Origin of the sequence: Streptomyces sp. NPDC051907, assembly GCF_040681075.1 — a bacterium.
Taxonomy (GTDB): domain Bacteria; phylum Actinomycetota; class Actinomycetes; order Streptomycetales; family Streptomycetaceae; genus Streptomyces.
Genome location: NZ_JBFAYB010000112.1, coordinates 1 through 25,709, shown reverse-complemented (window position 1 = coordinate 25,709; position 25,709 = coordinate 1). Strand labels below are relative to the sequence as shown.

Sequence of the window (25,709 nt, the reverse complement as noted above, 5' to 3'; positions counted from 1 at the left end):
ACCCGCCCGCCACGCACCGCCCGTAGGGCTCGCGCAGCTGCCGCGGGCCACGGCCCCCCCCCGCGTGACGGGCGGGGGCGGCGCAGGACCCGCCGCCGCCCCCGCCGTTTCCGTGTCGGCCTTTTCCCGCGACAGCGCGGCCGCGCTGTCGCCGCGTCAGCCCTTGACCTGGTCCACCGCCACCGCGTCGTACGGCGTGTCCGGCTTCGGCTCCACGTCGAACCGGGCGTTGGGCAGATAGATCCGGTCGCCCCAGGCCGCAGCCGTCGTGGGGATCTGGAAGCGGGGGTCGGTGATGCGCGCGATCGACTCGCCGCTCCTGCCCGCGTGGTCGAGCCTCAGCACGTCGACGGCGTTCTGCATCTGCTGCACGACGTAGAGGATGGTGCCGAGCAGCAACAGCCCGTCGCCGTTGGGGAGTTTCGTCTCGCCGATGCGCACGCGCCGCGCCACTCCGTTGCGGGGGTCGACCCACATCAGGGAGCCGCCGTCGACGAAGGCGTTGACGAGGATCAGGGCCTTGCCGTCCGGTGTGCGGGAGATGCCGTTGGCGGTGAAGCTCTCGCCCTGCTCCCAGTCGCCGCTCAGCGGGACGGTCTCCACCTCGTCGCCGGGCTGGCCGCTCGCGTCCAGCGGCAGCCGGTAGAGCTGGGGCTTGAAGGAGTCCGTGAACCAGGCGGCCCGCGGGGTGAGGACGACGTCGTTGACCATCGTCTTGCCCGAGCCGACGGTGTACGTCTTCAGCAGCTTCCCGGTGCGGACGTCGGCGACGCGGATCTCACGGCTGGTGCCGCCGCAGAGGAACAGCAGTCGCTGCCTCCGGTCGATTTTCAGTCCGATCACCGGGTGGTCGGGCCCCAGACCCTGGCTGACGACGCTTCCACGGCCGGTGGCCAGGCTCACTCGGTAGACGTCGCCGTTCGCGATCGATCCGAAGTAGGCGTAGGGGGTCGATCCAATGGCGATGCCCTCGGGCTGAAAGCCGTCCGGCAACGGAAAACGCGTCGGCCAGGACTGCTGGGCGGTTCCGGCCGCACGGGCCACCCCGCCCAGCGGGGCGACGAGGGCGGAGCCTCCGATGGCGGCTGCGGCCTGGAGGACTCCTCGACGTGCGAAGGAACGAGTCATGGGAGCGTCCTTCCGACGACGGTGCTGCGTCGCTTCCACCTCAGCACAGAGCAGGCGCCTCCGCAGCGTTTGGCCTAATTCAGGCGTGACATCGTCTTCAAGCCGAATTGCGCGGTCTTCCCGTTCTACTTGATTTCAAACGTATTTCAGGTAAGCGGGCTGGACGGGCGGCTGAAGCGGTAGCAGGGTGACCACCGCACGACGACCACGGCATGGATCAGACGGGCACGGCACGGATCAGGGGATGGAGCACGGCACTCGAAGGGAGCGGTCGCAGCGATGACCGATCAGGCACACTCCGGGTCCGTCGGGCAGGGCCCTGGAACAGCGGGCCCTGGACCCGACGGGGCTGGATTCACCTACCAAGGCGCCGAGGCGGAGCTGATCGTCGTCGCACGGGCCGAGGCCCGGCTGCGCGCCGGCGCCGAGGGCGTACGGTCGGCCTCCGGGGCGGACCTCTCCGCGCTGAACATGTTCCTCAGCGACGAGCAACTCGTACTGGAGCCGGTCTTCGGCAGCGAGGAGCGCACGCGGTCCGCGACGCCCCGGCCGGCCGACGGCGCCGACGGCACGGCGGGCGCCTATGGCGGCACGGCGGCCCCCGGCGCGGCGGGCGCCGATAGCGCGGCCGGCGCTATAGGCGCGGCGGCCCCTGGCGCGCTGCCGGACCTCTCGCTCTTCTACCGGGTCCGGGGCGGCGACGACCGGGCCCAGGAGCTGACCGCCCGGCTGGCGGCCCTGCCCGAGGTGGAGACGGCGTACGTCAAGCCCGGCGCCGTGCCCGCGCAGACCTCGCCGCTGGGCGCCCTGCCCGACGAGGCCAGGCGTCTGAAGGAGGGCGCCCCGGCGACGCCGGACTTCACCGGCCGGCAGGGCTATCTGGCCGCCGCGCCGGAGGGCGTCGACGCCCACTGGGCGTGGCAGCGCCCCGGCGGCCAGGGGCACGGCGTCACGGTCGTCGACGTCGAGGGCGCCTGGCAGCTGGGCCACGAGGATCTGGCCGACAAGCTGGCCGGCGTCGTCGTGGGCACCCCGGTCCAGGACCTGGCCTGGCGCAACCACGGCACGGCGGTCCTCGGCGTCGTCGGGGGCGACCGCGACGAGAAGGGCGTCACGGGGATCGTGCCGGAGGCGGTGACCGCGGCGGCGTCGTGCCAGGGCATCGGGTCCGCGGCGGCGATCCACTGGGCCGCCGAGCGGCTCTCCCCGGGCGACATCCTGCTCGTCGAACTCCACCGCCCGGGGCCGCGGTTCGACTACGAGGAGCGCGACGACCAGCGCGGCTACATCGCCCTGGAGTGGTGGCCGGACGACTTCGCGGCGATCCGCTGCGCGACGGCCAAGGGCGTCCTGGTGGTGGCGGCCGCGGGCAACGGCGCGGAGAGCCTGGACGACGCGGTGTACGAGCGCAGGCCGGACGCGTTCCCCCACGGCTGGCGCAACCCCTTCAACCCGTCGAACCAGTCCTCCGGGGCGGTTCTCGTCGGCGCGGGCGCTCCCCCGCCCGGGACGCACGGCCGCGACCACGGTCCTGACCGCTCGCGGCTGGCGTTCTCCAACTACGGCGCGCGACTGGACGCCCAGGGCTGGGGCCGCGAGGTCACCACGACCGGCGGCTTCTGGGACCGGGCCGGCGACCTCCAGGGCGGGGCCGAGGAGATCGCCTGGTACACGGACACGTTCTCGGGGACCTCGTCCGCGTCGCCGGTGGTGGTCGGCGCGCTGGCGTCCCTCCAGGGCATCCTGCGGGCGTCACGGCTCGCGCCGATGACTCCCGAGCGGGCCCGCGACGTGCTGCGCAGGACCGGCTCCCCGCAGCAGGACGCCCCGGGCCGGCCGGCCTCGCAGCGGATCGGCAGCCGGCCCGACATCAGGGCGGCGGTCGCCCATCTGGTGCCGTCCTCGGTGGGCTCGGGCCAGGCCGAGCGGTACTGGGACGAGCTGCTGCCCTACCCCCGTGAACTTCCGCCGCGGCTGCGCCTGTTCGTGGCCGGGGCGTGGCGCACCCTCAACCACCCCGCCCCCGACGTCCGCCAGGCGGTGCACGCCGCCTTCGCGGGGGGACGGCCGGACGTTCGCGTCTGGTACTCGGACGACGAGGTCGTGGGCCTGGTCGTCGCCGGATGACTCACAAGGGAAGGTGAACACGGCATGAGCACCACCCCTCAGACGAACCCGCGCATGATGAACCCGGGCATCACGAACTCGGGCATGACGAACTCGGGCATGACGAACTCGGGCATGATCAGCCCGGGCATGGCGAGTCAGCAGTACGGCCAGCAGTACGCGCAGCAGCAGGGCGCGAGCACCTCGCCGCCCGCGCCGCAGGGCCTCCAGCAGCAGATGCACCAGCTCGGCCAGCAGCAGCCCTACCAGCAGCTGCTCCAGCAGCTGGGCCAGTCGCAGCAGCAGTACGCCCCTCAGCAGGGCCAGCAGATCGGCCAGCAGATCCCGCAGCAGCAGAGCCAGGGCCAGGGCCAGCCCCTGATCCTGCCGAGCGCGATCGACAGCCAGGCGATCACCAGCGGCGTGGCCGAGCACTTCTGGGACGTCGTCACCCCGCTGCCCGGCCAGCCGTCGATCCTGTACCTGTGGATCGACAACGCCTGGCGGCAGCTGGTCAACCCGAACCAGATCACGCACGACGCGGTCCAGGAGGCGTTCGCCTTCGGCCAGCAGGTCATCGGCTTCTACGACACGAACAACGCGGGCGTCGTCATCGCGGTGGTCGTGAACAGGTAGCGGCCGTGAACAGGTAGCGGCTATGACCAGGTAGCGGCCGGCGGCAGCGGAGACGAGAACGCGAAGACCCCGGCACACAGAGGGCGCCGAGCGGAGACGACCCGCTCGGCGCCCGCCGCTGTGCGCGGCGATACTGCCGTGCCGCCGAGGGTCGAGGCGTCGCTGTCATGCGCAACGGAAGCGCGCCGCGGCCGAGTCGCCGTGGTCGCCCGTCGTGGGCGAAGGCGGCGACCTCGCCGACGGTCGCGTCGGTCGGGCCTGCGGCGTCGGTCTGAGCGCCCGTCAAAGGGGCTACGGGAGAACGGCGGGCAGGCCGAGCAGTGCGGCGGCGACGGCTGGTCTCCACCGTGTGGGTGATCGCACGGCATGCGTGGAAAGCGCGTTGGCACGTACACAACCATGGACGCGCGTCCGGCCGGTCCCGGACTCATGAGCGAGTCCCGGACCGGCCGGGGAGGTGCTGAGCGGCGTACGCCCTACAGGGCGACGCCCAGCAGCGCGTCGACGGCGCGGGAGACCAGGCCCGGCGCGCCCTCGTCGGCGCCGCCCGCGGCGGTCTGGCGGGCGGCCCAGCGGTCCACGGCGGCGAGCGCCGCGGGAGCGTCCAGGTCGTTCGCGAGGGCCTCGCGGATCTCCTCGACGAGGGCGTCGGCGGACGGCCCGTCGGGGCGGGAGACGGCCGCGCGCCAGCGCGCGAGGCGCTCGACGGCGTCCTGGAGGACCCGGTCGGTCCACTCCCAGTCGGCGCGGTAGTGGTGCGACAGCAGGGCGAGCCGTATGGCCGCCGGGTCGACGCCGTCGCGGCGCAGCTTCGACACGAAGACGAGGTTGCCCTTGGACTTGGACATCTTCTCGCCGTCGAGCGCGACCATCCCGGCGTGGACGTACGCCTTGGCGAAGGGGTGCTCGCCGGTGAGGGCCTGGGCGTGCGAGGCGCCCATCTCGTGGTGCGGGAAGACGAGGTCGGACCCGCCGCCCTGCACGTCGAAGCTCATGCCCAGGTGGTCCAGGGCGATGGCGACGCACTCGATGTGCCAGCCGGGCCGGCCGCGCCCGAGGGAGCCGCCGTCCCAGCTCGGCTCGCCCTCGCGGGCGGCCATCCAGAGCATCGGGTCGAGGGGGTTCTTCTTCCCGGGCCGGTCGGGGTCGCCGCCGCGCTCGGCGGAGAGCGCGCGCATCAGCTCGGCGTCGTAGTGCGACACGTCGCCGAAGTGCGGGTCGGACTCGACGGAGAAGTAGACGTCCCCGTCGAGCTCGTACGCGGCCCCGGCGTCGCGCAGCCGCTCGACGAGCGGAACGATGCCGGGTATCGCCTCGACGGCGCCTATGTAGTGCTGCGGCGGAAGCATCCGCAGAGCGGTCATGTCCTCGCGGAACAGCGAGGTCTCCCGCTCGGCGAGCTCGGCCCAGTCGTGTCCGTCGCGGACGGCCCGCTCGAGCAGGGGGTCGTCCACGTCGGTCACGTTCTGGACGTAGTGAACCTGCCGCTTGTTGTCGAGCCACACGCGCTGAACGAGGTCGAACGCGTTGTAGGTCGCCGCGTGACCCATGTGGGTCGCGTCGTACGGAGTGATGCCGCAGACGTAGATACGGGCGACGGGACCGGGGTCGAGGGTCACCAGACCGCCGGTCGACGTGTCGTGGATCTGGAGGTCGCGGCCCTCACCAGGCAGAGCGGGGACCTCGGAAGCGGGCCAGGCATGCATGACACGAGCCTAACCGGACGCAGCTTCCGTATACGAACCGGAGTACGGCTCTTGGCGGGTTAGGCACTCTTGCCAAAGGGCCGCTCGACGAGCCGTCCCCCAGATCCCGGGCCCCAGCCCGCGCCCGCCCCGGCCCGACGGAGCCTCGGCCGATCATTTCCAGCCACGCCCCCGCCGGGCGCATCGGCCGACACGCCGGGGCGGGCCTCCTTGCCCGGACGGTTGCCGGGCAAGGACTGCTCCAGTCGGGTCCCGGCCCCGGGGCCGGGAGCGTCAGACCGGCGGCCAGGGGATCGCCGGCCACTCCCCCGACGGCGCCGGATGCCGACCCGCCCCCAACAGCCCGGTCACCCGCGCCCGGAGCGCGTCCAGCTCCGCCGCGGTGAGCAGTTGCGCCAGACGGGTGGCCAGCGGCTCGCCGCTCGCCAGCGCCCGGCCCACCTCCGTCAGCGTCTCTTTCGTCGAGGCGGGCAGCGGCTCGCCCGCCCACCCCCACAGCAGCGTCCGCAGCTTGTCGTCCACGTTGAAGGTGACCCCGTGGTCGATCGCGTACAGCCGGCCGTCCGCCGTCGGCAGCAGATGCCCGCCCTTGCGGTCACCGTTGTTGATCACCGCGTCCAGCACCGCGAGGCGCCGCAGCCGCGGGTCGTCCGCGTGGACCAGCAGCGCCGTGCGCCCCTCGCCCACCTCCGCGAAGCCGACCGCCTTCCAGCCGTCCCCCGGCTCCTCGTCCTCGACCAGCCCGAGCAGCGACGCCGAGGGGTCCGCCTCGATCCAGAGCTGGACCATGCCCTCGCCGTACGGCCCGTCCCGCAGGACCGTGGGCGGCACCAGGCCCCACCCCGTCGCCTCGGAGAGCTCGTAGGCCGCCACCTCGCGCTGCGCGAGGGTCCCGTCGGGGAAGTCCCACAGCGGGCGCTCCCCGGCGACCGGCTTGTACACGCACGAGGCCTCCTCGCCCTCGTACGCGACCGAGCAGAACAGCACCGCGTTCGACGCCTCGCGGACCTGGCCGCGCACCGTCAGCTCGCCCTTGGCGAGCAGATCCAGATCCGTCACGCTCCTCGGCGGTATCCGTTCTGGCGCGGGCATACATGTCCCTCCGGATCGAGCGGCAGGCTGCACAGCGGGCACGGCGGCCGGCCGGCGTTGACGACGTCCAGCGCGCGCTTGGCGAAGGCCCTGGCCTGCGCTCCGGTGAGCCGCACCCGGAGCATCGGCGGACCGTTCTCCTCGTCCTGCAGCAGCCGCTCCTCGGCCTCCGCGAGGTCCTCCTCGGAGTCGGCGTCCAGTTCCACGAGCGCCTGCGCCTCGACGATCATGCGCTGTTCCTCGCCGTCCCAGGCCAGCGCCATCGTGCCGACCCGGAACTCCTCCTCGACCGGCGCGTCCAGCGGCGCGGTGTCGGAGACGTCGGCGGGCGCCATGGCGGGGACGGGAGCGTTGCCCCCGGTGCGGCGTACGACTTCGTCGAGCAGCTCGTCGATCCGCTCGGCGAGTGCGGCCACCTGGGTCTTCTCCAGGGCGACACTGGTGACGCGCCCTGCGGCTGAAGCCTGCAGGAAGAACGTACGGCGTCCAGGCAGCCCGACCGTGCCGGCCACAAAGCGGTCCGGCGGATCGTAGAGGAACACCTGACGGGACACGTGCTGTCTCCCTTGAGATCTTGAGATCGTCGACGTCGACTGCTGAAGACGGTTTGCGGACGGTGGAGCTGTAGCGCGAGTGCTGACAGCTGCCGAGAACGGATCCTGCTGAGAACTGCCGGCTGGCTGCCGGCGGAAACGCTGGCGGACTGCTGAAGACGGTTATCGAGCGGACATACGGGTTTTCGGCCCGTCCACCCTACTGCGGGAAGCGATCACGGTGCGCCCGCGCCGCCTCCCACGACCGCGTCCCCGCTGTCGGCCCCTCCCTCGCCCGCGTTGCCGCGCGGCACGAGCGAGCCGAAGTCGCCGGTGTCGCCGAGGCGCAGCAGGAAGGGACGGGTTCGGGTATAGCGGATCGCGGTGACGGAACAGGGCTCCACATGGATCCTCTGGAAGACGTCGAGATGCATGCCCAGCGCGTCCGCCACCACGGACTTGATGATGTCGCCGTGCGAGCACATCACATAGGTGGCGTCCTCGCCGTGCTCCGACTCGATCCGCGCGTTCCAGTCGCGTACGGCCTCCACGGCCCGCGCCTGCATGGCCCGCATCGACTCGCCGCCCGGGAAGGCCGCCGCGGACGGATGGTGCTGCACGACCTCCATCAGCGGCTCGTCGGCGAGCTCGGCGAGCTTGCGGCCCGACCAGTCGCCGTAGTGGCACTCGCCGATCCGCTCCTCGGTGTGCAGCGCGAGGCCCGGCCGGGCGTCCAGCAGCGGTCGCAGCGTCTGCAGGCACCGTTCGAGCGGGCTGGTGACGGCGGCGGCGAGCGGCACGCCCGCCAGCCGCTGCGGCAGCGCGGCCGCCTGCGCGGCGCCGCGTTCGTCGAGGTGGACGCCCGGCGTCCAGCCGGCGAGCACCCCCGCGGTGTTGGCGGTGGACCGTCCGTGACGTACGAGGATCAGCGTGGCCATGCCGATCAGCCTAGGCGGATGTGCGCCCGGGGGTGCGGCGGGGCCGTGAGCGCGGAAGAATACGCGCGTGATCGTGGACTGCGCCATCTACCGCCACGGGCGCCGGAGCCAGGGCCCTGCCGACTTCTCCGACGCCCTGGCCGAGGCGCGCGCCGAGGGTGACGCTTTTCTCTGGATCGGCCTGTACGAGCCGACGGAGAAGGAGTTCGACCATGTCTCGGCGGAGTTCGGTCTGCACCCGCTGGCGGTGGAGGACGCGCTCAAGGCGCACCAGCGCCCCAAGCTGGAGGTGTACGACGACTCGCTGTTCGCCGTCCTCAAGCCGGTCGTGTACGAGCCGGAGAGCGACTCGGTCACGACCGGCGAGCTGATGGTCTTCATCGGCGACTCGTTCGTGGTGACGGTCCGGCACGGGGTGGGCTCGCCGCTGCACGCGGTGCGGGTGCGGCTGGAGGCGGAGCCTGAGGTTCTCAAGCACGGCCCCACGGCGGTGCTGTACGCGGTCAGCGACGCGGTGGTCGACCACTACATCGAGGTGGCCGCCGAGCTCCAGGTGGACCTCCAGGAGCTGGAGACCGAGGTCTTCGCGCCCGTGGGCGACGCGCGCAACAGCGCGGCGCGGATCTACACCTTCAAACGGCAGGTGCTGGAGTTCCGCCGGGCCGCCGGGCCGCTGGCCGCCCCGATGGCCCGGCTCGCGAGCGCGGGCGTGCCGTTCGTCCATGAGCACGCGCAGCCGTTCTTCCGGGACGTCAACGATCATCTGATGCGTGCGAACGAGCAGGTGGAGGGGTTGGACCGGCTGCTGTCGGACGTCCTGTCGGCCCATCTGGCGCAGGTGGGCGTGCGGCAGAACGACGATGTGCGCAAGATCTCGGCGTGGGCGGCCATGGCGGCGGTCCCGACGATGGTCGCGGGGATCTACGGCATGAACTTCGAGCACATGCCGGAGCTGCGGCAGTGGTGGGGCTATCCGGCGGTGCTGCTGCTGATGGTCGGCGCGGTCTATGGGCTGTACCGGACGTTCAAGCGCCGCAGCTGGCTATAGCGGCTCACTACGGCGGCCACGGCCGTCGGCGGCGGCTGTCGGATCCGCGGCCCGCCCGCTCTCAGAACGCGGGCGCCGCCGTGGCGGGCCCGTCCAGCGCGCCTCGGCGCTCCGGCATCGTCAGGCTGACCATCCGGTGCCAGCCGCCGATCCGCTCGTAGGCGTACATGGCGTGGATTCCCGTGCTCAGCGCGGCGGACTTGGCCTTGGGCCAGCGCAGCAGGCGGCCCATGTGCCCCATCACGGCGAGGCTGACGTCGCGGTAGACCTTGATCTCGGCGAGGGCGCTCTGGCGCAGCACTCGGTGGATCGTGCGGCCGTGTCCCTGGGCGGCCAGGCGCAGCAACTCCTCGTGGCAGTACGCCAGATGGTTGTCCTCGTCCTGGCAGATCATCTTGATCGCCCTGCCCAGCTCGGGATGGTCGCCGAAGTACTTGACCAGCATGTCCATCTGGTCGGCGGCCCGCTGCTCGGTGACCCTGCTGTGCGAGAGGTAGACGACGACGTCCTCCTCGGTGAGGGGCTCGTCGCGGCGGAGCTTGTCGTGGGCGAGGCCGATGCCCCGCTTCTCCAGCAGGGCGGTGTAGTCGGTCTCCGGCGGTACGGGGACGGGATCCAGCTCACGCTTCCTCAGCAGGGCGTTGAAGAGCCGGCCGTGCTTGTCCTCGTCGGCGCCGTGGCGGGTGATCTTCGGTGCGAGGTCGCGCATGCCGTCGGGCACGAGGGCGGCGATACGGCCGTTCTCCCAGCCGCCCTGGGCCTCGCCGCTGGCCGCGATGGAGCAGAAGAGCTGGAAGGCCTCGTCGCTGTCGACGATCTCCTGGAAAATGCTGCGGGCCGAGAGCATCACTGCCACCTCCATGAAGACATCCGTGGACGACATCCACGAAGACATCCGCAAAGAACGAGTCAAATGCCGTTTCGGAGGCAAAGCAACAGCTAGGTAGGACAACTCCGCCGAACGGAGGACAAGCGAGGCGACACGCGGCGGGCGTGGAGGCGTAACCGGGACGGGTCCTCACGCGTTGTTCTGCGTGACGGCCGTGGCGGGGTGGACCCCCGAGCCCCCACCACGGCCGCAGACTTCCCTGTTACGCCAGACCGGCTCGCTCCATCGCCTCCGTGCCCGCCCGCAGGGCGGCGAGGCGCTCGTCGAGCGTGAAGCCGGCCGGGGCGAGGGTCAGAGTGGTGACGCCGGCCGTGGCGTACGCCTGCATCCGGTCGGCGATCCGCTCCACGGTGCCGAGCAGCGCGGTCTGGTCGATCAGCTGGTGCGGGACGGCCGCGGCCGCGCCCTGCTTGTCGCCGGAGAGGTACTTCTCCTGGATCTCGGCGGCTTCCTTCTCGTATCCCATGCGCTGGGCGAGCTGGTTGTAGAAGTTCGCCTTGGCGCTGCCCATGCCGCCGACGTACAGCGCGGTGTACGGACGGAAGGTGTCGGCGAGCGCGGTCACGTCGTCGCCGATCGCCAGCGGCAGCGTCGGACAGACGTCGAAGCCCTCCATCGTCTTGCCGGCCTTCTCGCGGCCCGCGCGGATGTGGCGCAGGGCGGTGTCCTCGAGGTGCTCGGCGGAGGGGAAGATCAGCAGCGCGCCGTCGGCGATCTCGCCGGTCTGCTCCAGGTTCTTGGGGCCGATCGCCGCGATGTAGAGCGGGATGTGCTCGCGCTCCGGGTGGATGGTGAGCTTGATCGGCTTGCCGGGGCCGCCGGGGAGCGGGAGGGTCCAGTGCTCGCCCTCGAAGGAGAGGCGCTCGCGGGTCATCGCCCTGCGGACGATCTCGACGTACTCCCGGGTGCGGGAGAGCGGCTTGTCGAACGTGACGCCGTACCAGCCCTCGGAGACCTGCGGGCCCGAGACGCCGAGGCCGAGCCGGAAGCGGCCGCCGGAGAGGGAGTCGAGGGTGGCGGCCGTCATCGCGGTCATGGCGGGCTGACGGGCCGGGATCTGCATGATCGCGGAGCCGACGTCGATCCGCTCGGTCTGGGCGGCGACCCAGGTCAGCACGGTGGGGGCGTCGGAGCCGTACGCCTCTGCGGCCCAGCAGACGTCGTAGCCGAGCTTGTCGGCCTCCTTGGCGACGGCGAGATTGTCGCCGTCCATCCCCGCGCCCCAGTAGCCGAGGTTGATGCCGAGCCGCATAACCGCTCCCTCTTACTGATCAGTAACGTCCCTGTGCCGGGGACTCTAGCGCGCATGCGTGCGATCCGTCAGGGGTCGGGTTGTCCACAGGCTCTCTCAGGGTGGGCCCATGGCCAGTAATCTCAGCGCCCATGGAGCAGAGGCATCTCGGCCGTACTGGCCTGCGCGTGTCCCGGATCGGGCTCGGCACCCTGACATGGGGCCGGGACACCGATGAGCACGATGCCGCCGATCAGCTGAAGGCGTTCTGGGAGGCGGGCGGGACGCTCGTCGACACGGCCGATGTGTACGGCGGCGGGGATGCGGAGTATCTCCTCGGGCAGCTCGTCGAGCGACTCGTGCCGCGGCGCGATCTGGTCATCGCCACGAAGGCGGGCAGCGTGCCCGACCCGGACCGGCGCTTCGACGGCTCGCGCGGCCATCTGCTCGCCGCGCTGGACGCCTCGCTGGAACGGCTCGGCACGGACTACGTCGACCTGTGGCAGGTCCACGCCTTCGACCTCGAGACCCCGCTGGACGAGACGCTCCAGGCGCTGGACATCGCCGTCGGCAGCGGTCGGGCGCGCTATGCGGGCGTGTCGAACTTCTGCGGCTGGCAGCTGGCGAAGGCGGCGACCTGGCAGCTGGCCTCGCCCGGGATACGGACGCGGCTGGCCAGCACGCAGATGGAGTACTCCCTGCTGCAGCGCGGGGTGGAGCGGGAGGTGCTGCCGGCGGCGATCGACTTGGGCGTCGGGCTGCTGCCGTCGTCGCCGCTCGGCCGTGGCGTGCTCACCGGGAAGTACCAGAAGGCGACTCCGGTGGACTCGCGGGGCGCCTCCGAGCAGATGGCCCCCTTCGTGGAGCCGTACCTCGACGAGGCGGCGAGCCGCATCGTCGACGCGGTGCGGACCGCCGCCGACGGTCTGGCGACGACGCCGCTGGAGGTGGCGCTGGCATGGGTGCGCGACCGGCCGGGCGTGGTGGCCCCCATCGTCGGCGCGCGCAACGCGCAGCAGCTCACGGCCGCATTGTCAGTGGAGACGCTTAGTCTTCCTGACGAGATCTGCCAGGCGCTCGACGATGTGTCGGCGCCTGTGCACCGCTATCCCGACCAGGACTGGAGCACCCTGTGACTGTGCCTTCCCGGGGAACGGCCCCAGACGCCCCGGCCGAGGACGACGCGTCCGCGTCGCACACCTCGAAGACACCGGCCGCACCCGACCCGACCGCGCGGAGCGCCACCGCCGAGGAGGCGGAGGCAGGCGCCGAACCGGGCGCCGTGGGAGCCGACGCCGAGGCTGGGCCGGACGGCGGTGAAGCGCCGGTCGACGGCGACGGGCAGGACGCCGTCAAGGCGGCGGAGTCGGGTGCCGAGCCGGGCGCCGAGGGAGCCGAGGCTGGGTCGGACGACGACGGGCCGCGCGACGACGCGCAGGTCGTCATCGAGGCCGTGGAGGCGGGTGCCGAGCCAGGTGCCGTCGGAACCGACGCCGTCGAGGCCGTGGAGGCGGGTGAGGGCTCCGAAGGCGGCGACGGCGGCGCGCCGTCGGAGACCGAGGCCGAGCTGGCCGCCCAGCGCGAGCTCCAGGAGAGAATCGCGCAGCGGAAGGCCCAGAAAGAGGGTCCCATCCAGAGCGGGACCAAGTTGAGCGGCACCGCCGCCGATCTGCTGGCCGCCGTGCGCGCCGTCGAGAGCGGCGAGAAGTCCGGCGCGGCGTTCTTCGACTCCCCCGCGCCCCGAAGGCCCGCGCCGGTCGCGGAGGCTCCGCGCACCCGGCCGCAGGCGCCGGCGCAGGCGTCTGAGACGCGTGCGCCGGAGATCGTCGCCGCCGTACGGGGCGTGCTCGCCGAGGGCGGCGCCCCCGAGACGCTGGCGGCACAGGTCGCGGACGCGCTGGGCGAGCACGCGGCGGACGCGCTGCGCGAGGACCCGTGGCGGCTGCTGTCCGTGCCCGGCGTCCGGCCGGAGCAGGCGGACGGCTTCGCCCGCGCGCTGCTCGGCGCCGAGTGCGGGCCGGGCGACGAGCGCAGGTCCGCAGCCCTGGTCGCCTGGCAGTTGGAGCGCGCCGCGCTCCAGGGGCACACCGCCCTGGAGTCCTCGGCCGTGCGCGCCGCGCTGGCCGAGCGTTCCGTGCCGGACCCGGACGAGGCGCTCCAGCAGGCCATCGCCGACGCCGTGGTGCTCGTGTTCCAGGACGGCCCGGAGGAGGCCGACGGCGCCGACGCCGAGGAAGGCGAGGAGAGCGGGGCGGCCGAGGACCGCGAAGAGCCTTCCGCGCCGGTGCCGGTGCTGCTGGGCCTGGACCGGTACGCCCTCGCCGAGGAGAGCCTCGCCGACGGCCTGGCCAGGCTGGTGAAGACCGCTTCGGCGGAGAGCTGGGACGGTCCCGAGCTGCTGCGCGCCGTCGGCGCGCACGGGCTCGTCGCCCACACCGGCGGCGAGGCCGCGCGCGCCGAGCCTGCGGCCCTCGTCGATGCCGTACGCGAGCGCGGACTGCGCGCCGTCGTCGCGGTCCACAGCGAGAACGGCCGTCGGCGCCTCGGGTCCGACGCCGTCACCGTCGCCGGGCTGCTCTCCGGCGCGCAGGGGCCGGGCCGGGACGAGGACGGGGCGTTCGCCCTCGACCTCCTGGTCGTGCTGGACGCGCCGCAGGTGGACGTGGAGACCGCGGCGATGCTGGTCGAGTCGATGCCGGACGGCAGCCGTCTGGTGCTGAGCGGCGATCCGGGCGTGCTCGGCTCGGCGGGAGCGGGCCGCGTGTTCGCGGATGTGCTGGCCGCCCGAGTGTGCCCGCAGATCGCCTCGCGTACGCCGGACCCCGGCCCGATCGGCGAGCTCGTGTCCGGCATCGGCATCGGCGAGCTGAACCAGGTGGCGGCGCCGGGCAGGGAAGTCGTCATCGTCCCGGTGCGCGACGCCGGCGAGGCCGTGCACCGTACGGTCCAGCTGGTCGCCGACTCGGTGCCGCGCGCCATCGGGATCCCCGCCGACCAGACCCAGGTGATCACCGTGGGCCATGGCGGCCAGGCGGGCGCCCGCGTGCTCAACTCCGCGCTCAAGCAGCGGCTGAACCCCGGTCCCGGCCGGTTCGGCGGCTTCGACCCCGGCGATCGGGTCGCGTACACCCCGGCTGCCGGCCGTACGCTGCCCGGCGCGGTCGTCTCGGCGGACGCGGAGGGCCTGCATCTGGAGTGCGAGGGCGTGCGGGTGGTCGTGCCGAAGGAGCGGGTGGAGTCCGCGGTGCGGCACGGCTGGGCGCTGACCGCGCACCAGGCGGCGGGCGCACGGTGGCCCGCCGCGGTCGTGGTGCTGCCGGGCGACGCGACGCAGGGCCTGAGCCGGCCGTGGGTGTACACCGCGTTCAGCAGGGGCGAGCGTCATCTGTCCGTCGTGCACGGCGCCGACCAGGCCCTGCCGCAGGCGGTGGCCGGCATCCCGGCGCAGCAGCGCACCACCCGCCTGCGCCCGCTCCTGGAGTCCCTTCTGACCACCCCGCCCAGCGACTGAGAGCCGAGCAGGGCCGGGCGGCTTCGGCCGCCCGGCCTTCGAGGAACCGCCCGGCGTTCGAGGACCGGAGTCCGGGGGCGGGGCCCATGACCGAGCCCTGTGACGAAGCCCGCTCTACGAGGAGGGGGCGGGGGCGGACGTGGACGCCCTCACGTCCCCGCCTCGTCCAGTTCGTCCAGGTCCTCCCCCAGCTCGTCCTCGTCGAAGACGGAGCTGACGTCGAACCGGCAGACGACCCGCTGCGGGTCCGCCTGGTCGAAGGGCGTGCTGAGCCACTCGCCCGGCTCCGGCAGGTCGTCGGACGCCGACACCCAGAGCGTCGAGTCGCCCTCCTCCAGCCCGAACTCCTTGTGCCGGGAGGCGATTTCGTCCGGCTCGAACTCGCCGAAGAGCACGCCCAGCGCCGCGTGCACACTGGTGCCGACGATCGACGTGCTGTCCGGGCCGTCCTCCTCGTCGGGGTCCAGGTCGGCGATGCGCTGTGCCTGTGCGAGCAGTCGCTGCGGCTCCACCACGGCGTAGTCCCGGCGGATCAGCACACTGAGCGCGTTCGGCTGCTCCGGACCTGCGTACGGGGGCAGGGAGTCGTCCGCGCCCGGGATCTCGAAGGGGGTCACCTCGTCGTAGCGGTCGTAGAGACGCTCGTCGTACGCCTCCGCCGCCGCGGCGAGGGCGTTGAACGCGTCGTAGACGGCCGGGTCGTCCTCGCCCGTGCGGTTCTCGACCGCCTCGAGGTGACGGTCCAAAGCGGCTTTGACCGCCTCGGCGGCGGCGCGTACCTCGGCAGCGGTGGGCTGCGCAGCATCAGACATAGTGCAGACGCTATCCGTACCTGGCCTCTGCCCGCACAATAGATGCGATGCCGGAATACGAATTTGTCGACGTGTACGTGCCGCGCGGGGTCTCCCGCAAGGAAGCGACCCGTCTGCTGACCGACCATGCCGAGTACGGACACTGGGAGTTGGACCGACTGAGCCTGCACCGGGACGGCAGCCGCAGGGTGCGGCTGCGCCGGCGCATCATCCGTCAGGTACGCGCCACCTGGTGATCCACTGAGTGCGAGCGGGTGCGACCGAGCGCCCGCCGAGTACGACCGAGCGGGCCCCGCGACGCCGGGGCCCGCTCGGTTTTGCGCACTTCCTTGAGATTTGTCCGAAACGTGCCCTATGGCTACGCGGACGCGCGGGCGCGGCGGTAGAGGATTCCGCCGCCGAGCAGCAGGCCCGCTCCGGCCGGGATCATCATGCCGAGCATGCCCGCGCCGGTCTGCGCCAGCTCGTCGTCGTCCCCGGGCTGGGCGACGTTCTGGGCGTCGGGGCCGTTCGGCTCGTCCGGGGTTCCAGGCTCCTCGGGCGATCCGGGGGTCCCAGGCGTCCCGGGCTGACCCGGCTCACCGGGATTGCCGGGGTTTCCGGGCTCACCCGGGTTTCCGGGGTTGCCGGGCTCACCGGGGTTGCCCGGGTTCCCAGGCTCACCCGGGTTGCCCGGGTTCCCAGGCTCACCCGGGTTGCCGGGGTTCCCAGGGTTTCCGGGGTTGCCAGGATTGCCGGGGTTGCCCGGGTTCCCGGGGTTGCCCGGATTCCCCGGATTCCCCGGGTTGCCGTGCGAGCCCGAGTCGTTGGCGCACGAGTTGCCCATGGCCGGGTTGCCGAGGCCGCCGATGGTGACGGTGTTCCCGCAGGCGTTCACCGGGACGTGCACCGGGGCCTGGACGTTGTTGCCCGAGGCGACGCCCGGAGAGTTGCTCGTGCCGCTCGCGGCGTGGGATCCGCCGCCGTGGCCGGACCCGGAGTGGGACGCGGATGTGTTGACGCACTTGTTGCCCGCCGCGGGATTGAGTGCTCCCACGACGTTGACGGTGTTCCCGCACGCGTTCACCGGGACGTGCACCGGGGCTTGCACCGAATTCCCGGACAGCACGCCCGGCGAATTCGACGCACCCCCATTCGCCGTGGCGTCCGCGTGCGCATAGCCGCCGCCGAGGGCGATTACGCCGCCCGCGGCCGCCGCCATGGAGATCAGGCCCTTGCGGGTGACCTGTCGCATAGGTTGTTCCCTGCCTTCTGACTTCCGTACGGTCCCCGGGACCTCTGCCCCGGGGGGCGAAAGCCCGACGGCTCCGGAGTGCATGGCGCGCACTCCGGAGCCGCCCGGTTCACTCCCGGCCCTGATGGGCCGAGTTCACAAGATCACGCGTTGATGCAGGTGTTGCCGAAGGTGGGGTTCAGCAGCCCGATCACGGAGACCGTGTTGCCGCAGACGTTCACGGGAATGTGGATGGGCGCCTGGATGACGTTGCCCGAGAGCACGCCGGGGGAACCCACGGCAGCACCCTGAGCACCCGCGTCAGCCATGGCCATGCCCGCTCCGGCGAGAACCAGACCGCCAGTGGCAGCCGCGACAGCGACGACCTTCTTGATCATTATTCCTCCTTGTTGGCAATGCGATCCCAGCCGCGGACCGCACCACCTGTAACGAGGAGGAGGTAACAGGGCTACGTGCGTACGGCCCCTTTCACTCTTCTCAGTCAGATGCGTACGTGCTGGCGATTATTGGAGTTTCGTCTCATCAGTTCTTCGCCGATAACGACGTGTCCCACAATCAGCACTGATCCAGGAATCGGTCGAGCACGCGCACACCGAACTTCAGACCGTCCACCGGCACCCGCTCGTCCACGCCGTGGAACATGCCCGCGAAATCCAGCTCCGGCGGCAGCTGAAGCGGCGCGAATCCGAAGCACCGGATGCCGAGGTCGTCGAAGGACTTCGCGTCGGTGCCGCCGGAGAGCATGTACGGAACGGCGCGCGCGATCGGGTCCTCGGCCCGCAGCGCGCTCTGGATGGCGTCCACCAGGCTGCCGTCGAAGCTGGTCTCCAGCGCCTTGTCGGCGTGCACGTCCTCCCGCTTGACGCGCGGGCCGAGCAGCCGGTCGAGGTCGGCCAGGAACTCCTCCTCGTAGCCGGGCAGGAAGCGCCCGTCGACATGGGCGGTCGCCTGGCCGGGGATGACGTTCACCTTGTAGCCGGCGCCGAGCATGGTGGGGGCGGCGGAGTTGCGCAGGGTCGCGCCGACCATCTTGGCGATGCCGCCGAGCTTGGCGAGCGTCGCGTCCATGTCCTCGGGGTCCAGCGGGGTGCCGAGGGCGTCGGACAGCTCGTCCAGGAAGGACCGCACGGTCTTGGTGACCCTGACCGGCCAGGTGTGCCGGCCCAGCCGCCCCACGGCCTCGCAGAGCTCGGTGATCGCGTTGTCCTTGTTGGTCATCGACCCGTGCCCGGCGGTGCCCTCGACGGTGAGCCGCATCCAGTGCATGCCCTTCTGGGCCGTCTCGACGAGGTACAGGCGCAGGTTCTCGTTGACGGTGAAGGAGAAGCCGCCGACCTCGCCGATCGCCTCGGTGACCCCCTCGAAGAGGTCGGGGTGCTTGTCGACCAGATGCCGCGCGCCGTACGTGCCGCCGGCCTCCTCGTCGGCGAGGAAGGCGAGGACGACGTCCCGCGGGGGCCTGCGGCCGCTGCGCAGCCGGTCCCGTACGACCGCCAGCGTCATCGCGTCCATGTCCTTCATGTCGACGGCGCCGCGCCCCCAGACGCAGCCGTCGGCGATCTCGCCGGAGAAGGGGTGGTGCGTCCAGTCCTCGGCGTTGGCGGGCACGACGTCGGTGTGGCCGTGGATGAGCAGCGCCGGCCGGGAGGGGTCCTCGCCCTGGATCCGCGCGACGGTGGAGGCGCGGCCCTTGTGGGACTCGAAGATCTGCGGCTCGAGCCCGACCTCGGCGAGCTTCTCGGCGACGTACTCCGCCGCCGCCCGCTCTCCCGGGCCGGAGTGGTCGCCGTAGTTGCTGGTGTCGATCCGGATCAGCTCGCGGCAGAGGTCGACGACCTCGTCCTCACCCGAGACGCCTGCCTTGGTCGTGCTCGACTCGCTCACGCTGATTCCTCCCGCTGTCGCTGCTGGTGGTTCCCTCCCATCCTCCCGCGACCCGCGCCGCTGCCCAAGGGCGACAGTGCGCCGTCGCGGGGGCACTCGCACCGGAGTGGGCCGTGATCGAGCACAGCCGAATGTTTGCTATGGTTTTCCACGTCGGAACGGCCCAGCGCCGCGAGACAGACACCTGGTCCGGGTGGCGGAATGGCAGACGCGCTAGCTTGAGGTGCTAGTGCCCTTTATCGGGCGTGGGGGTTCAAGTCCCCCCTCGGACACCAGCGAGATCCCCACGGAGTTCCGTGGGGATCTTTGTGTATCCCTGGGCGCCGTGCGTCCCCAGGACGGCCGTGGCCAGCGCGCAGCCGAGGCGGGCCGCCCGCTCGTGCGGCCAGCGGCGCGCGACGCCCGCGAGGAAGCCCGCCCGGAAGGCGTCGCCCGCGCCGGTCGGGTCGACGACGTCGGGCGCGGGGGCCGCGGGCACATGCAGCGCGGGGGCGTCCGCGCTCGTCAGACGGACGCCGTCGGCGCCGAGCGTCGTGATCCAGGTCCCGGTCCTGGCCAGCACCTCCTGCTCGCTCCAGCCCGTGCGCTCGAGCAGCAGGGCCGATTCGTAGGCGTTGGCGAACAGCAGGCGTGCGCCGTCGACCAGGCGGCGGGTCTGGGCGCGGTCCAGGCGGGCGAGCTGCTGGGAGGGGTCGGCGGCGAAGGGGACGGCCAGGGCGCGGCAGACGTCGGTGTGCCGGAGCATCGCCTCGGGGTCGTCGGCGCCGATCAGGACGAGGTCGAGGCCTCCGGTGCGCAGCGCCGTCTGGGCGAGGTCGATCTGCCGGGCCTCGGCCATCGCTCCGGCGTAGAACGTGGCGATCTGGTTCTGGTCGGCGTCCGTGGTGCACACGAAGCGCGCGGTGTGCCGGGTGCGGCTGATCAGGACGGACGCGGTGTCGACTCCGGCGGCTCGCAGCCGGGCGCCGTAGTCGGCGAAGTCCGCGCCCGCGGCCCCCACCAGGGCGGGCCGGTGGCCGAGAACGGCCAGTCCATAGGCGATGTTGGCGGCCACGCCCCCCTCGTGGATCCGCAGGTCGTCGGCGAGGAAGGAGAGCGAGAGGTGGCTGAGGCGGTCGGCGATCAGCTGGTCGGCGAAGCGGCCGGGGAAGGTCATCAGATGGTCCACGGCGATGGAGCCGGTGACGGCGATCCGCATGTCAGGCCGTCCCGGCGGCGGCGCGCAGGGCGTCCACGCGGTCGGTGCGCTCCCAGGCGAAGTCGGGGAGCTCGCGGCCGAAGTGGCCGTACGCCGCCGTCTGGGCGTAGATCGGGCGGCGCAGGTCGAGGTCGCGGATGATCGCGGCGGGGCGGAGGTCGAAGACCTCGGCGACGGCGTTCTCGATGACGGACTGGGCGACGACCGCCGTCTCGAAGGTCTCGACGAACAGGCCGACGGGCTCGGCGACGCCTATGGCGTACGCGATCTGGACCTCGCAGCGGCGGGCGAGGCCGGCGGCGACGACGTTCTTGGCGACCCAGCGCATCGCGTAGGCCGCCGAACGGTCCACCTTGGAGGGGTCCTTGCCGGAGAACGCGCCGCCGCCGTGGCGGGCCGTCCCGCCGTACGTGTCGACGATGATCTTGCGGCCGGTGACTCCCGCGTCGCCCATCGGGCCGCCGGTCTCGAACCGGCCGGTCGGGTTGACGAGCAGGCGGTAGCCCTCGGTGTCCAGCTTGGTTCCCTCGTCGGCCAGTTCGCCCAGGACGTGCTCGACGACGAGGGCGCGGACGTCGGGGGTCAGCAGGGCCTCCAGGTCGATGCCGGGCGCGTGCTGGGAGGAGACGACGACGGTGTCCAGGCGGACCGGGCGGCGGCCCAGGTACTCGACGGTGACCTGGGTCTTGCCGTCGGGGCGCAGATAGGGGACGGCGCCGTCGCGGCGGACCTCGGCCAGGCGGTGGGAGAAGCGGTGGGCGAGGTGGATCGGCAGCGGCATCAGCTCCGGGGTCTCGTCGCAGGCGTACCCGAACATCAGGCCCTGGTCGCCCGCTCCCCCGCCTTCGACGCCCTGGGCGATGTCCGGGGACTGCACGCCGATGGAGACGGACACCCCGCAGGACGCGCCGTCGAAGCCCTTGGCGGAGGAGTCGTAGCCGATCGCGAGGATCTTCTCGCGGACCAGCGTCGCCACGTCGGCGTACGCGGTGGTGGAGACCTCGCCGGCGATGTGCACCTGGCCGGTGGTGATCAGGGTCTCCACGGCGACCCGGGCGTGCGGGTCGTCGGCGAGGAGGGCGTCGAGGACGGTGTCGCTGATCTGGTCGGCGATCTTGTCGGGGTGGCCTTCGGTGACGGACTCCGAGGTGAACAGTCGGCGTGACATGGCAGTCCCATCGTGGTGAGCGGTCAGAACGGGCCGGTGACGGCGGCGAGGAGCAGGAGGTTGCAGACGCCCTGGGCGACGGCGCAGGCGAGGGCGGAGCCGGTGATCGCCCGGCAGACGCCGAGGGCGAGGCCCATCAGGAAGACGGAGGGCAGCACTCCGCAGATCACCTTGAGGTTGAGCGGGTTGAGGCCGTAGTCGCCCAGGTGCACGAGCGACCAGGCGAGCGCGGTGACGACGATCGCGGGGTAGGCGCCGCGCCGTTCCTCCACGGCGCGGTACAGGACGCCGCGGTAGCAGACCTCTTCGACGAGGGGGACCAGGACGCCCAGGCAGAGCAGCATCGCCGCGAGGCCCACGAGCGGGGCTCCCGGCACGAGGTCCTCGAAGAGCCGGGGGACCCATACGGTCCAGTTGTCGTCGCCGTCGCCGAAGGCGGCCTGGGTGGCGAGGTACGTCTGGGCGTAGACCACCGCCACGAGCGCGGCGCCGGCGGCGGCCGGGAGCGGGGCGAACCCGCGCAGCCCGGCCGCCGGCCACTCCTCGCGGCTCAGCGCGAGCAGCACTCCGGCGCTCAGCGCGACCGAGAGGACCATCAGCGGGAAGGCGAACGCCCCGGCCACCCGCACCGCCGCGAGCACCCCGAAGAGCGCGGCGGCGGTGGCGAGCGGGGCGGCGGCGTGCCGGCGGCGGAGCCGGGCGAGCGGTCCGGCGGGTCCGGTCAGCAGGCCGGGGCGGGCCGGTGCGCGGTGTCGAGGCGCGGCCATGGCGCGTCACACCGGCTTCGGCTGCCGCGCGCGGCCGCGGGACCGGCCGAAGCTGGGCATCCACCAGTTGTACTTGCGGAAGAGCAGCAGGGTCGCGGGCACGAAGAGCATGCGGATCAAGGTGGCGTCGAGCAGCACGGCGAGGCCGAGCCCGGCGCCGTACTCCTGGAGCATCAGGGTGGACGACAGGGCCATCGTGCCGAGGCTGCCGGCCATGACCAGACCGGCGGCGTTGATCACCCGGCCGGTGTCCACGACGGCCTGGAGCGTGGCCTCCTCCTGGGACAGACCGCTGCGCGCCAGGTCGCGTACGCGGGTGACCAGGAAGATCTCGTAGTCCATGCCGAGGCCCATCATCAGCACGGTGAGGAAGATGGGCAGATCGTCGATGATCGCCTCGCCGCGCCAGTGATGGAAGATCAGCACGGTGAGGCCGATCGCCCAGACGTTGCTCAGCATGATCGTGGCGATCAGGCGGATCGGCACGAGCAGCGAGCGCAGCGCGACCACCAGCATCACGAAGACGCCGATGCTGACGAGGACCACCATCTGCCAGAAGCTGCTGCGCAGGGCGGCGCCGTACTGGCGGTCGACCTGGGTCGCGCCGCCGACGTCGAGCTCGCCGACCGTGCCGCGCGCCGCCGCGGCTGCCTTCTCCAGGCGCTGCACCGCGGCCGCGGCCTGGGGCGAGTACGGGTCGTCCTCGAGCGCCACGACGAAGCGCAGGGCGCCGTCGCGGGAGACGTAGTCCTCGCGCAGGCCCTGGGGCATGGCGGCGACCTCGGCGTCGGTCCAGCGGCTGCCGAAGGGGTGGGTGGCGGAGTCGACGGAGGCGACGCCGTCGACGGCGGCGAGCTGTTCGGTGAGCCGGGACACCTCCTGCTGTCCCCGCGCGGTGAGGGCGCCCTGGTCGACCGTCCCCGGGGCGGCGGCGCCGACGACGACGGTGGGGAGCACGGCGGCGTCGCCCCAGCGGTCGGCGACGGCCTCGAAGCCGGCCCGGGAGTCGGTGGCCGGGCTCAGCGCGACCGGGTCGGCGGTCGAGCGGCTGTCGGCCGCGATCAGGGCGAACGGCACGGTCGCCGCCAGGAACACCAGGACGATCGCGGTCTTGCGGCGGCGCGCGAACTCGGCGGTGCGCCGCAGATGCCGGCCCACGGCGCCGGAGTGCTCCAGATCGGACAGCGGCAAGCGGCCCAGCGCGAAGAAGCGGTCGCCGAGCAGGACCAGCAGGCAGGGGGTGAGGGTGAGGGCGGCTGCCAGCACGATGGGGATGCCGATGAGCCCGCCGTAGCCGAGGGGCGGGATCCAGTCGACCGGGGAGAGCAGCGTCGCGCCGAAGGCGAGCGCGACGGCGACGGCGGCCAGCAGCATCGACTCGCCCGCGTGGACGGTTGCGTGGACGGCGGCCTCGCGCGGGGGCCGGCCGGCCAGGCGTTCCTGCCGGTAGCGGGAGGAGAGCAGCATGCTGTAGTCGACGCCCGCGCCCAGCATCACGAACGTCATGATGGTGACGGTGAACTGAGTGAGCGTCACCTCTTTGCCGAGCAGGTACAGGGCCGCCTGGCTGACGTTCATCGCGAGCCCGATGACGACGAGGGTGAGCACGGCGGGGACGACGGCCCGGAAGAACAGCAGCAGGACGACGAAGATGACGACGTACGCCACCGACTCCATCAGGGCGTTGTCCGACTCGGCCTTCTCGTAGGTGTCGTGGATGAGCGCGAGCTCGCCGGTGACGTGGACGTCCGCGGTGAGGCCGGTCGTCTCGCGGAGGGCGTCGGCTCTCTCGCGCAGGCCCTCCACGTCCGGGTCGTCGCCCGTCTTCGAGGTGTAGCTGACGGAGGCGAGGGCGGCCGTGCCGTCCTCGGCGAGCAGCCGCCCCACGGCCTCCTCGGGCACGTCCAGCGGGAAGTCGCGCCAGTCGGCGGCGGCCGCGAACGCTCCGGCGATACGGGAGAGCTGCGCGGCGTCCGTCGCGGCGACGGCCTCCTCGGCGGGGCCGGCGAGCGGGGCGAGTATCCGGCCGGCCGCCCTCTCCCGGTCGACGAACGTCTCCTTTCCCACGCCCTGTTGGCCCTGCGCCCGGGTGCGGACGTCGGCGAGGAACTGCTCGGTCGCGTCCCGGTAGAGGGTGAAGGCCGAGGAGGAGCGCTCCACCTCGCCCTTGCGCCGCATCGAGGCGAGAGCGCCGTCCAGCTCGGCGAGGAACCGCCGGGCCTGCGGGGTGTCGAGGCGCTCGCCCTCGACGACGAGGACGACCTCGCGCTGCGAGCGGTGCGGGAAGGCGCGGGCGGTGAGGTCCTCGGCGCGGGCGCTGCTGGTGCCGGGCACGACCTTGGACGCGCCCTGGTCGGTGAGGACGTCGGTCAACTGGAGGGCGAAGGGCGTGCAGAGCGCGATCACGACCGCCCACGCCGCGATCACCGTCTTGGGGCGGGAGGCGAGGCGCTCGGCGAATCTGTGCAGGGCCCGCTGGACGGCGCCCTGGGCGGGGCCGGGCGGTCCCGCGTCGCCCGTCCCCGGGACCGGGGCGAGCGGGAGGCCCTCCTTGGTCGGGTTCGTCATACGACCGAGGCCTCCTCGTCCCCGGACCGGCGGCGGACGGCCGTGCTGGCCGTGCTGTTGACGGGCTTCGTGCCGGCGACGACCACGAAGGTGTGCTGGATGTCGAGGACGCCCTGCTGGGCGAGGATCTCGCCGAGCCCGGCGGCGATGCGGTCCAGCACCAGTTGCTCGCGGGCGCTGTCCACCGCGGTCTTGAAGCCGGCCGCGGCGCCGGAGCGCTGGACCCATTCGACGGCGTCCTCGGGCGTGTGGGCGGGGATGGTCTGCGCGCCCTCGCGCTGCACGTCGACGGCGAGGCCCGCCTTGACGAACCAGCGCGCCACCGTCGCCGCGTCCTTGGGGAGCGTGACCCGGATCAGCCCGGTCAGCAGGGACGGGTCGTCGGCGAAGATCCGCTCGAGGCTTTCGGTGAGGGCGCGGTGGGCGTCCGCGCGGGTCTCGATGACGACCACGCGGCCGCCGGGACGCAGGACGCGCTCGATCTCGGCGAGCAGGCGGGTCGGCTTGGTGTAGCAGATGGCCCAGCCGACGACGACGAGGTCGGCGCTGGCGGAGGGCTGTGCCTGTACGAACGCGTCCATGTCGCCCTCGGACAGCTCGATGTGCAGCGCGGCGGACGCATGGGGCAGCACCTTCTCCTTGGCGACGCGGAGCATCCCGGGCGACTTGTCGACGGCGTGCACCGCGCCGCGGCCGTTCAGCCTGCGCACGATCTCCTCGGTCAGATGGCCTGTGCCGCAGGCCAGTTCGACGACCGTGTCGCCGGGGGCGACGGGGACCGCGTCGAGCGCCGCGATGGAGTGCCTGCCCATCACGGGGCTGAAGAAGGCGTCGTAGTCCCCGCTGGCGGCGTCGTAGTCCGCTGTGGGGTCGGCATGCGCCTTGTTGAGCGCGAGCCGCAGCGCTCGTGCGGCCAGTCGTACGCGTGACATGTGCGGGCTCCTTCAGGAAGACGAACGGGCAGGGGTCGCCGTACGGGCGAGGGTCAGCAGTGCGGCCGTGCAGGCGAGGACGCTCACGGCGGCGCGGGCCTCGGGCAGCCAGAGGGCGGCCGCCGCGCAGCCGGCAGCGGCGGCGGCGAGCAGGACGGCGGTGTGCAGGGCGGCGGTCGGCAGGGCGAGGCGGCGGCCGGCTGCTGTGGCGGCGCTGGAGCGCGCGGCTCCCCAGCTGGTCGGGGCACGGGTCGCCTCCCGGCGCGGGCGCGCGTCCGACGTCTCGCGGCCGCTCGCCGCGCGCGCCGCCGCGCGGTCCGGGGCGGGC

22 protein-coding genes, 1 tRNA gene and 1 pseudogene are annotated in these 25,709 nt (G+C 72.6%); 7 read left to right on the top strand and 17 right to left on the bottom strand.

Annotation, left to right across the window (positions count from 1 at the left end; all coding sequences use genetic code 11):
- Positions 1-156: 156 nt before the first annotated feature.
- On the bottom strand, positions 157-1,128 hold the full coding sequence (locus AB0M39_RS36010; protein ID WP_365371565.1) for a superoxide dismutase: 972 nt from the start codon (positions 1,126-1,128) through the stop codon (positions 157-159).
- A gap of 279 nt (positions 1,129-1,407) precedes the next feature.
- On the opposite strand from AB0M39_RS36010, the gene AB0M39_RS36005 reads away from it, so the two are divergent.
- Both AB0M39_RS36005 and AB0M39_RS36000 read left to right on the top strand, forming a co-directional pair.
- A complete protein-coding gene (locus AB0M39_RS36005; RefSeq protein ID WP_365371562.1) occupies positions 1,408-3,255 on the top strand; it encodes a S8 family peptidase in 1,848 nt (615 codons plus the stop codon).
- Between the two features lie 24 nt (positions 3,256-3,279).
- On the top strand, positions 3,280-3,870 hold the full coding sequence (locus AB0M39_RS36000; RefSeq protein WP_365371559.1) for a hypothetical protein: 591 nt from the start codon (positions 3,280-3,282) through the stop codon (positions 3,868-3,870).
- Between the two features lie 476 nt (positions 3,871-4,346).
- Here AB0M39_RS36000 and mshC read toward each other — a convergent pair whose 3' ends face one another.
- The 4 genes from mshC to AB0M39_RS35980 form a co-directional block, all read right to left on the bottom strand.
- Positions 4,347-5,576 (bottom strand): cysteine--1-D-myo-inosityl 2-amino-2-deoxy-alpha-D-glucopyranoside ligase, encoded by a 1,230-nt coding sequence (gene mshC, locus AB0M39_RS35995; RefSeq protein ID WP_365371556.1) that lies wholly within the window; start codon positions 5,574-5,576, stop codon positions 4,347-4,349.
- Positions 5,577-5,849: 273 nt separating this feature from the next.
- Positions 5,850-6,668, bottom strand: a complete 819-nt coding sequence (locus AB0M39_RS35990) for an SCO1664 family protein (protein WP_365371553.1) — start codon at positions 6,666-6,668, stop codon at positions 5,850-5,852.
- Positions 6,632-7,222, bottom strand: coding sequence for a DUF3090 domain-containing protein (locus AB0M39_RS35985; protein ID WP_365371550.1), 591 nt, complete (start codon positions 7,220-7,222; stop codon positions 6,632-6,634). Before AB0M39_RS35985 ends, AB0M39_RS35990 begins: the two co-directional genes overlap by 37 nt.
- Before the next feature lie 215 nt (positions 7,223-7,437).
- Positions 7,438-8,139 (bottom strand): histidine phosphatase family protein, encoded by a 702-nt coding sequence (locus AB0M39_RS35980; protein ID WP_365371547.1) that lies wholly within the window; start codon positions 8,137-8,139, stop codon positions 7,438-7,440.
- A 67-nt stretch (positions 8,140-8,206) separates the two neighbouring features.
- Between AB0M39_RS35980 and AB0M39_RS35975 the strand changes: the two genes are divergently transcribed.
- Positions 8,207-9,187, top strand: coding sequence for a magnesium and cobalt transport protein CorA (locus tag AB0M39_RS35975; RefSeq protein ID WP_365371544.1), 981 nt, complete (start codon positions 8,207-8,209; stop codon positions 9,185-9,187).
- Positions 9,188-9,248: 61 nt separating this feature from the next.
- On the opposite strand, the gene AB0M39_RS35970 is transcribed toward AB0M39_RS35975, so the two are convergent.
- Positions 9,249-10,034 carry a ferritin-like domain-containing protein gene (locus AB0M39_RS35970; RefSeq protein WP_365371568.1) on the bottom strand — a complete coding sequence of 262 codons (786 nt, stop codon included), beginning with the start codon at positions 10,032-10,034 and terminating at the stop codon, positions 9,249-9,251.
- Between the two features lie 244 nt (positions 10,035-10,278).
- Entirely contained in the window at positions 10,279-11,328 is a 1,050-nt protein-coding gene (locus tag AB0M39_RS35965) for an LLM class F420-dependent oxidoreductase (RefSeq protein WP_365371541.1), read from the bottom strand.
- Positions 11,329-11,459: 131 nt separating this feature from the next.
- On the opposite strand from AB0M39_RS35965, the gene AB0M39_RS35960 reads away from it, so the two are divergent.
- Both AB0M39_RS35960 and AB0M39_RS35955 read left to right on the top strand, forming a co-directional pair.
- Entirely contained in the window at positions 11,460-12,443 is a 984-nt protein-coding gene (locus AB0M39_RS35960) for an aldo/keto reductase (RefSeq protein WP_365371539.1), read from the top strand.
- Positions 12,440-14,818, top strand: a complete 2,379-nt coding sequence (locus AB0M39_RS35955; protein ID WP_365371536.1) for a helix-hairpin-helix domain-containing protein — start codon at positions 12,440-12,442, stop codon at positions 14,816-14,818. Before AB0M39_RS35960 ends, AB0M39_RS35955 begins: the two co-directional genes overlap by 4 nt.
- A gap of 149 nt (positions 14,819-14,967) precedes the next feature.
- On the opposite strand, the gene AB0M39_RS35950 is transcribed toward AB0M39_RS35955, so the two are convergent.
- Positions 14,968-15,630 (bottom strand): hypothetical protein, encoded by a 663-nt coding sequence (locus tag AB0M39_RS35950; protein ID WP_365371533.1) that lies wholly within the window; start codon positions 15,628-15,630, stop codon positions 14,968-14,970.
- 47 nt (positions 15,631-15,677) lie between these two features.
- Here AB0M39_RS35950 and AB0M39_RS35945 point away from each other — a divergent pair, with 47 nt between their 5' ends.
- Positions 15,678-15,866: a DUF5703 family protein gene (locus tag AB0M39_RS35945; RefSeq protein WP_005319466.1), complete on the top strand. Its 189-nt coding sequence runs from the start codon at positions 15,678-15,680 to the stop codon at positions 15,864-15,866.
- 122 nt (positions 15,867-15,988) lie between these two features.
- On the opposite strand, the gene AB0M39_RS35940 is transcribed toward AB0M39_RS35945, so the two are convergent.
- From AB0M39_RS35940 to AB0M39_RS35930, 3 genes are all read right to left on the bottom strand, one after another.
- Positions 15,989-16,864 carry a chaplin gene (locus AB0M39_RS35940; RefSeq protein WP_365371530.1) on the bottom strand — a complete coding sequence of 292 codons (876 nt, stop codon included), beginning with the start codon at positions 16,862-16,864 and terminating at the stop codon, positions 15,989-15,991.
- A 143-nt stretch (positions 16,865-17,007) separates the two neighbouring features.
- Complete coding sequence (locus AB0M39_RS35935; RefSeq protein ID WP_365371527.1) at positions 17,008-17,241, bottom strand: chaplin; 234 nt, start codon at positions 17,239-17,241, stop codon at positions 17,008-17,010.
- 178 nt (positions 17,242-17,419) lie between these two features.
- The gene (locus tag AB0M39_RS35930) at positions 17,420-18,748 is read right to left on the bottom strand and encodes a M20/M25/M40 family metallo-hydrolase (RefSeq protein ID WP_365371524.1); all 1,329 of its coding nucleotides are present in this window, start codon (positions 18,746-18,748) and stop codon (positions 17,420-17,422) included.
- Between the two features lie 187 nt (positions 18,749-18,935).
- On the opposite strand from AB0M39_RS35930, the gene AB0M39_RS35925 reads away from it, so the two are divergent.
- Positions 18,936-19,023, top strand: a tRNA-Leu gene (locus AB0M39_RS35925).
- Here AB0M39_RS35925 and AB0M39_RS35920 read toward each other — a convergent pair.
- From AB0M39_RS35920 to AB0M39_RS35895, 6 genes and pseudogenes are all read right to left on the bottom strand, one after another.
- Positions 19,002-19,946, bottom strand: a complete 945-nt coding sequence (locus tag AB0M39_RS35920; RefSeq protein WP_365371521.1) for a carbohydrate kinase family protein — start codon at positions 19,944-19,946, stop codon at positions 19,002-19,004. The genes AB0M39_RS35925 and AB0M39_RS35920 overlap by 22 nt on opposite strands.
- Position 19,947: 1 nt before the next feature.
- Complete coding sequence (metK, locus tag AB0M39_RS35915; protein ID WP_365371518.1) at positions 19,948-21,114, bottom strand: methionine adenosyltransferase; 1,167 nt, start codon at positions 21,112-21,114, stop codon at positions 19,948-19,950.
- A gap of 23 nt (positions 21,115-21,137) precedes the next feature.
- Positions 21,138-21,881, bottom strand: coding sequence for a CPBP family intramembrane glutamic endopeptidase (locus AB0M39_RS35910; protein ID WP_365371515.1), 744 nt, complete (start codon positions 21,879-21,881; stop codon positions 21,138-21,140).
- A 6-nt stretch (positions 21,882-21,887) separates the two neighbouring features.
- The gene (locus AB0M39_RS35905) at positions 21,888-24,449 is read right to left on the bottom strand and encodes an MMPL family transporter (protein ID WP_365371512.1); all 2,562 of its coding nucleotides are present in this window, start codon (positions 24,447-24,449) and stop codon (positions 21,888-21,890) included.
- On the bottom strand, positions 24,446-25,381 hold the full coding sequence (locus tag AB0M39_RS35900; RefSeq protein ID WP_365371509.1) for a methyltransferase domain-containing protein: 936 nt from the start codon (positions 25,379-25,381) through the stop codon (positions 24,446-24,448). The genes AB0M39_RS35905 and AB0M39_RS35900 overlap by 4 nt, the downstream gene beginning before the upstream one ends.
- 12 nt (positions 25,382-25,393) lie before the next feature.
- Positions 25,394-25,709: pseudogene (locus AB0M39_RS35895) on the bottom strand (hypothetical protein); the annotation flags it as partial.

Coding starts and splice junctions, on each gene's coding strand:
- AB0M39_RS36010 (WP_365371565.1), bottom strand. CDS start 1,128: ATGACTCGTTCCTTCGCACGTCGAGGAGTCCTCCAGGCCGCAGCCGCC.
- AB0M39_RS36005 (WP_365371562.1), top strand. CDS start 1,408: ATGACCGATCAGGCACACTCCGGGTCCGTCGGGCAGGGCCCTGGAACA.
- AB0M39_RS36000 (WP_365371559.1), top strand. CDS start 3,280: ATGAGCACCACCCCTCAGACGAACCCGCGCATGATGAACCCGGGCATC.
- mshC (WP_365371556.1), bottom strand. CDS start 5,576: ATGCATGCCTGGCCCGCTTCCGAGGTCCCCGCTCTGCCTGGTGAGGGC.
- AB0M39_RS35990 (WP_365371553.1), bottom strand. CDS start 6,668: ATGCCCGCGCCAGAACGGATACCGCCGAGGAGCGTGACGGATCTGGAT.
- AB0M39_RS35980 (WP_365371547.1), bottom strand. CDS start 8,139: ATGGCCACGCTGATCCTCGTACGTCACGGACGGTCCACCGCCAACACC.
- AB0M39_RS35970 (WP_365371568.1), bottom strand. CDS start 10,034: ATGCTCTCGGCCCGCAGCATTTTCCAGGAGATCGTCGACAGCGACGAG.
- AB0M39_RS35965 (WP_365371541.1), bottom strand. CDS start 11,328: ATGCGGCTCGGCATCAACCTCGGCTACTGGGGCGCGGGGATGGACGGC.
- AB0M39_RS35960 (WP_365371539.1), top strand. CDS start 11,460: ATGGAGCAGAGGCATCTCGGCCGTACTGGCCTGCGCGTGTCCCGGATC.
- AB0M39_RS35950 (WP_365371533.1), bottom strand. CDS start 15,630: ATGTCTGATGCTGCGCAGCCCACCGCTGCCGAGGTACGCGCCGCCGCC.
- AB0M39_RS35945 (WP_005319466.1), top strand. CDS start 15,678: ATGCCGGAATACGAATTTGTCGACGTGTACGTGCCGCGCGGGGTCTCC.
- AB0M39_RS35940 (WP_365371530.1), bottom strand. CDS start 16,864: ATGCGACAGGTCACCCGCAAGGGCCTGATCTCCATGGCGGCGGCCGCG.
- AB0M39_RS35935 (WP_365371527.1), bottom strand. CDS start 17,241: ATGATCAAGAAGGTCGTCGCTGTCGCGGCTGCCACTGGCGGTCTGGTT.
- AB0M39_RS35920 (WP_365371521.1), bottom strand. CDS start 19,946: ATGCGGATCGCCGTCACCGGCTCCATCGCCGTGGACCATCTGATGACC.
- metK (WP_365371518.1), bottom strand. CDS start 21,114: ATGTCACGCCGACTGTTCACCTCGGAGTCCGTCACCGAAGGCCACCCC.
- AB0M39_RS35910 (WP_365371515.1), bottom strand. CDS start 21,881: ATGGCCGCGCCTCGACACCGCGCACCGGCCCGCCCCGGCCTGCTGACC.
- AB0M39_RS35905 (WP_365371512.1), bottom strand. CDS start 24,449: ATGACGAACCCGACCAAGGAGGGCCTCCCGCTCGCCCCGGTCCCGGGG.
- AB0M39_RS35900 (WP_365371509.1), bottom strand. CDS start 25,381: ATGTCACGCGTACGACTGGCCGCACGAGCGCTGCGGCTCGCGCTCAAC.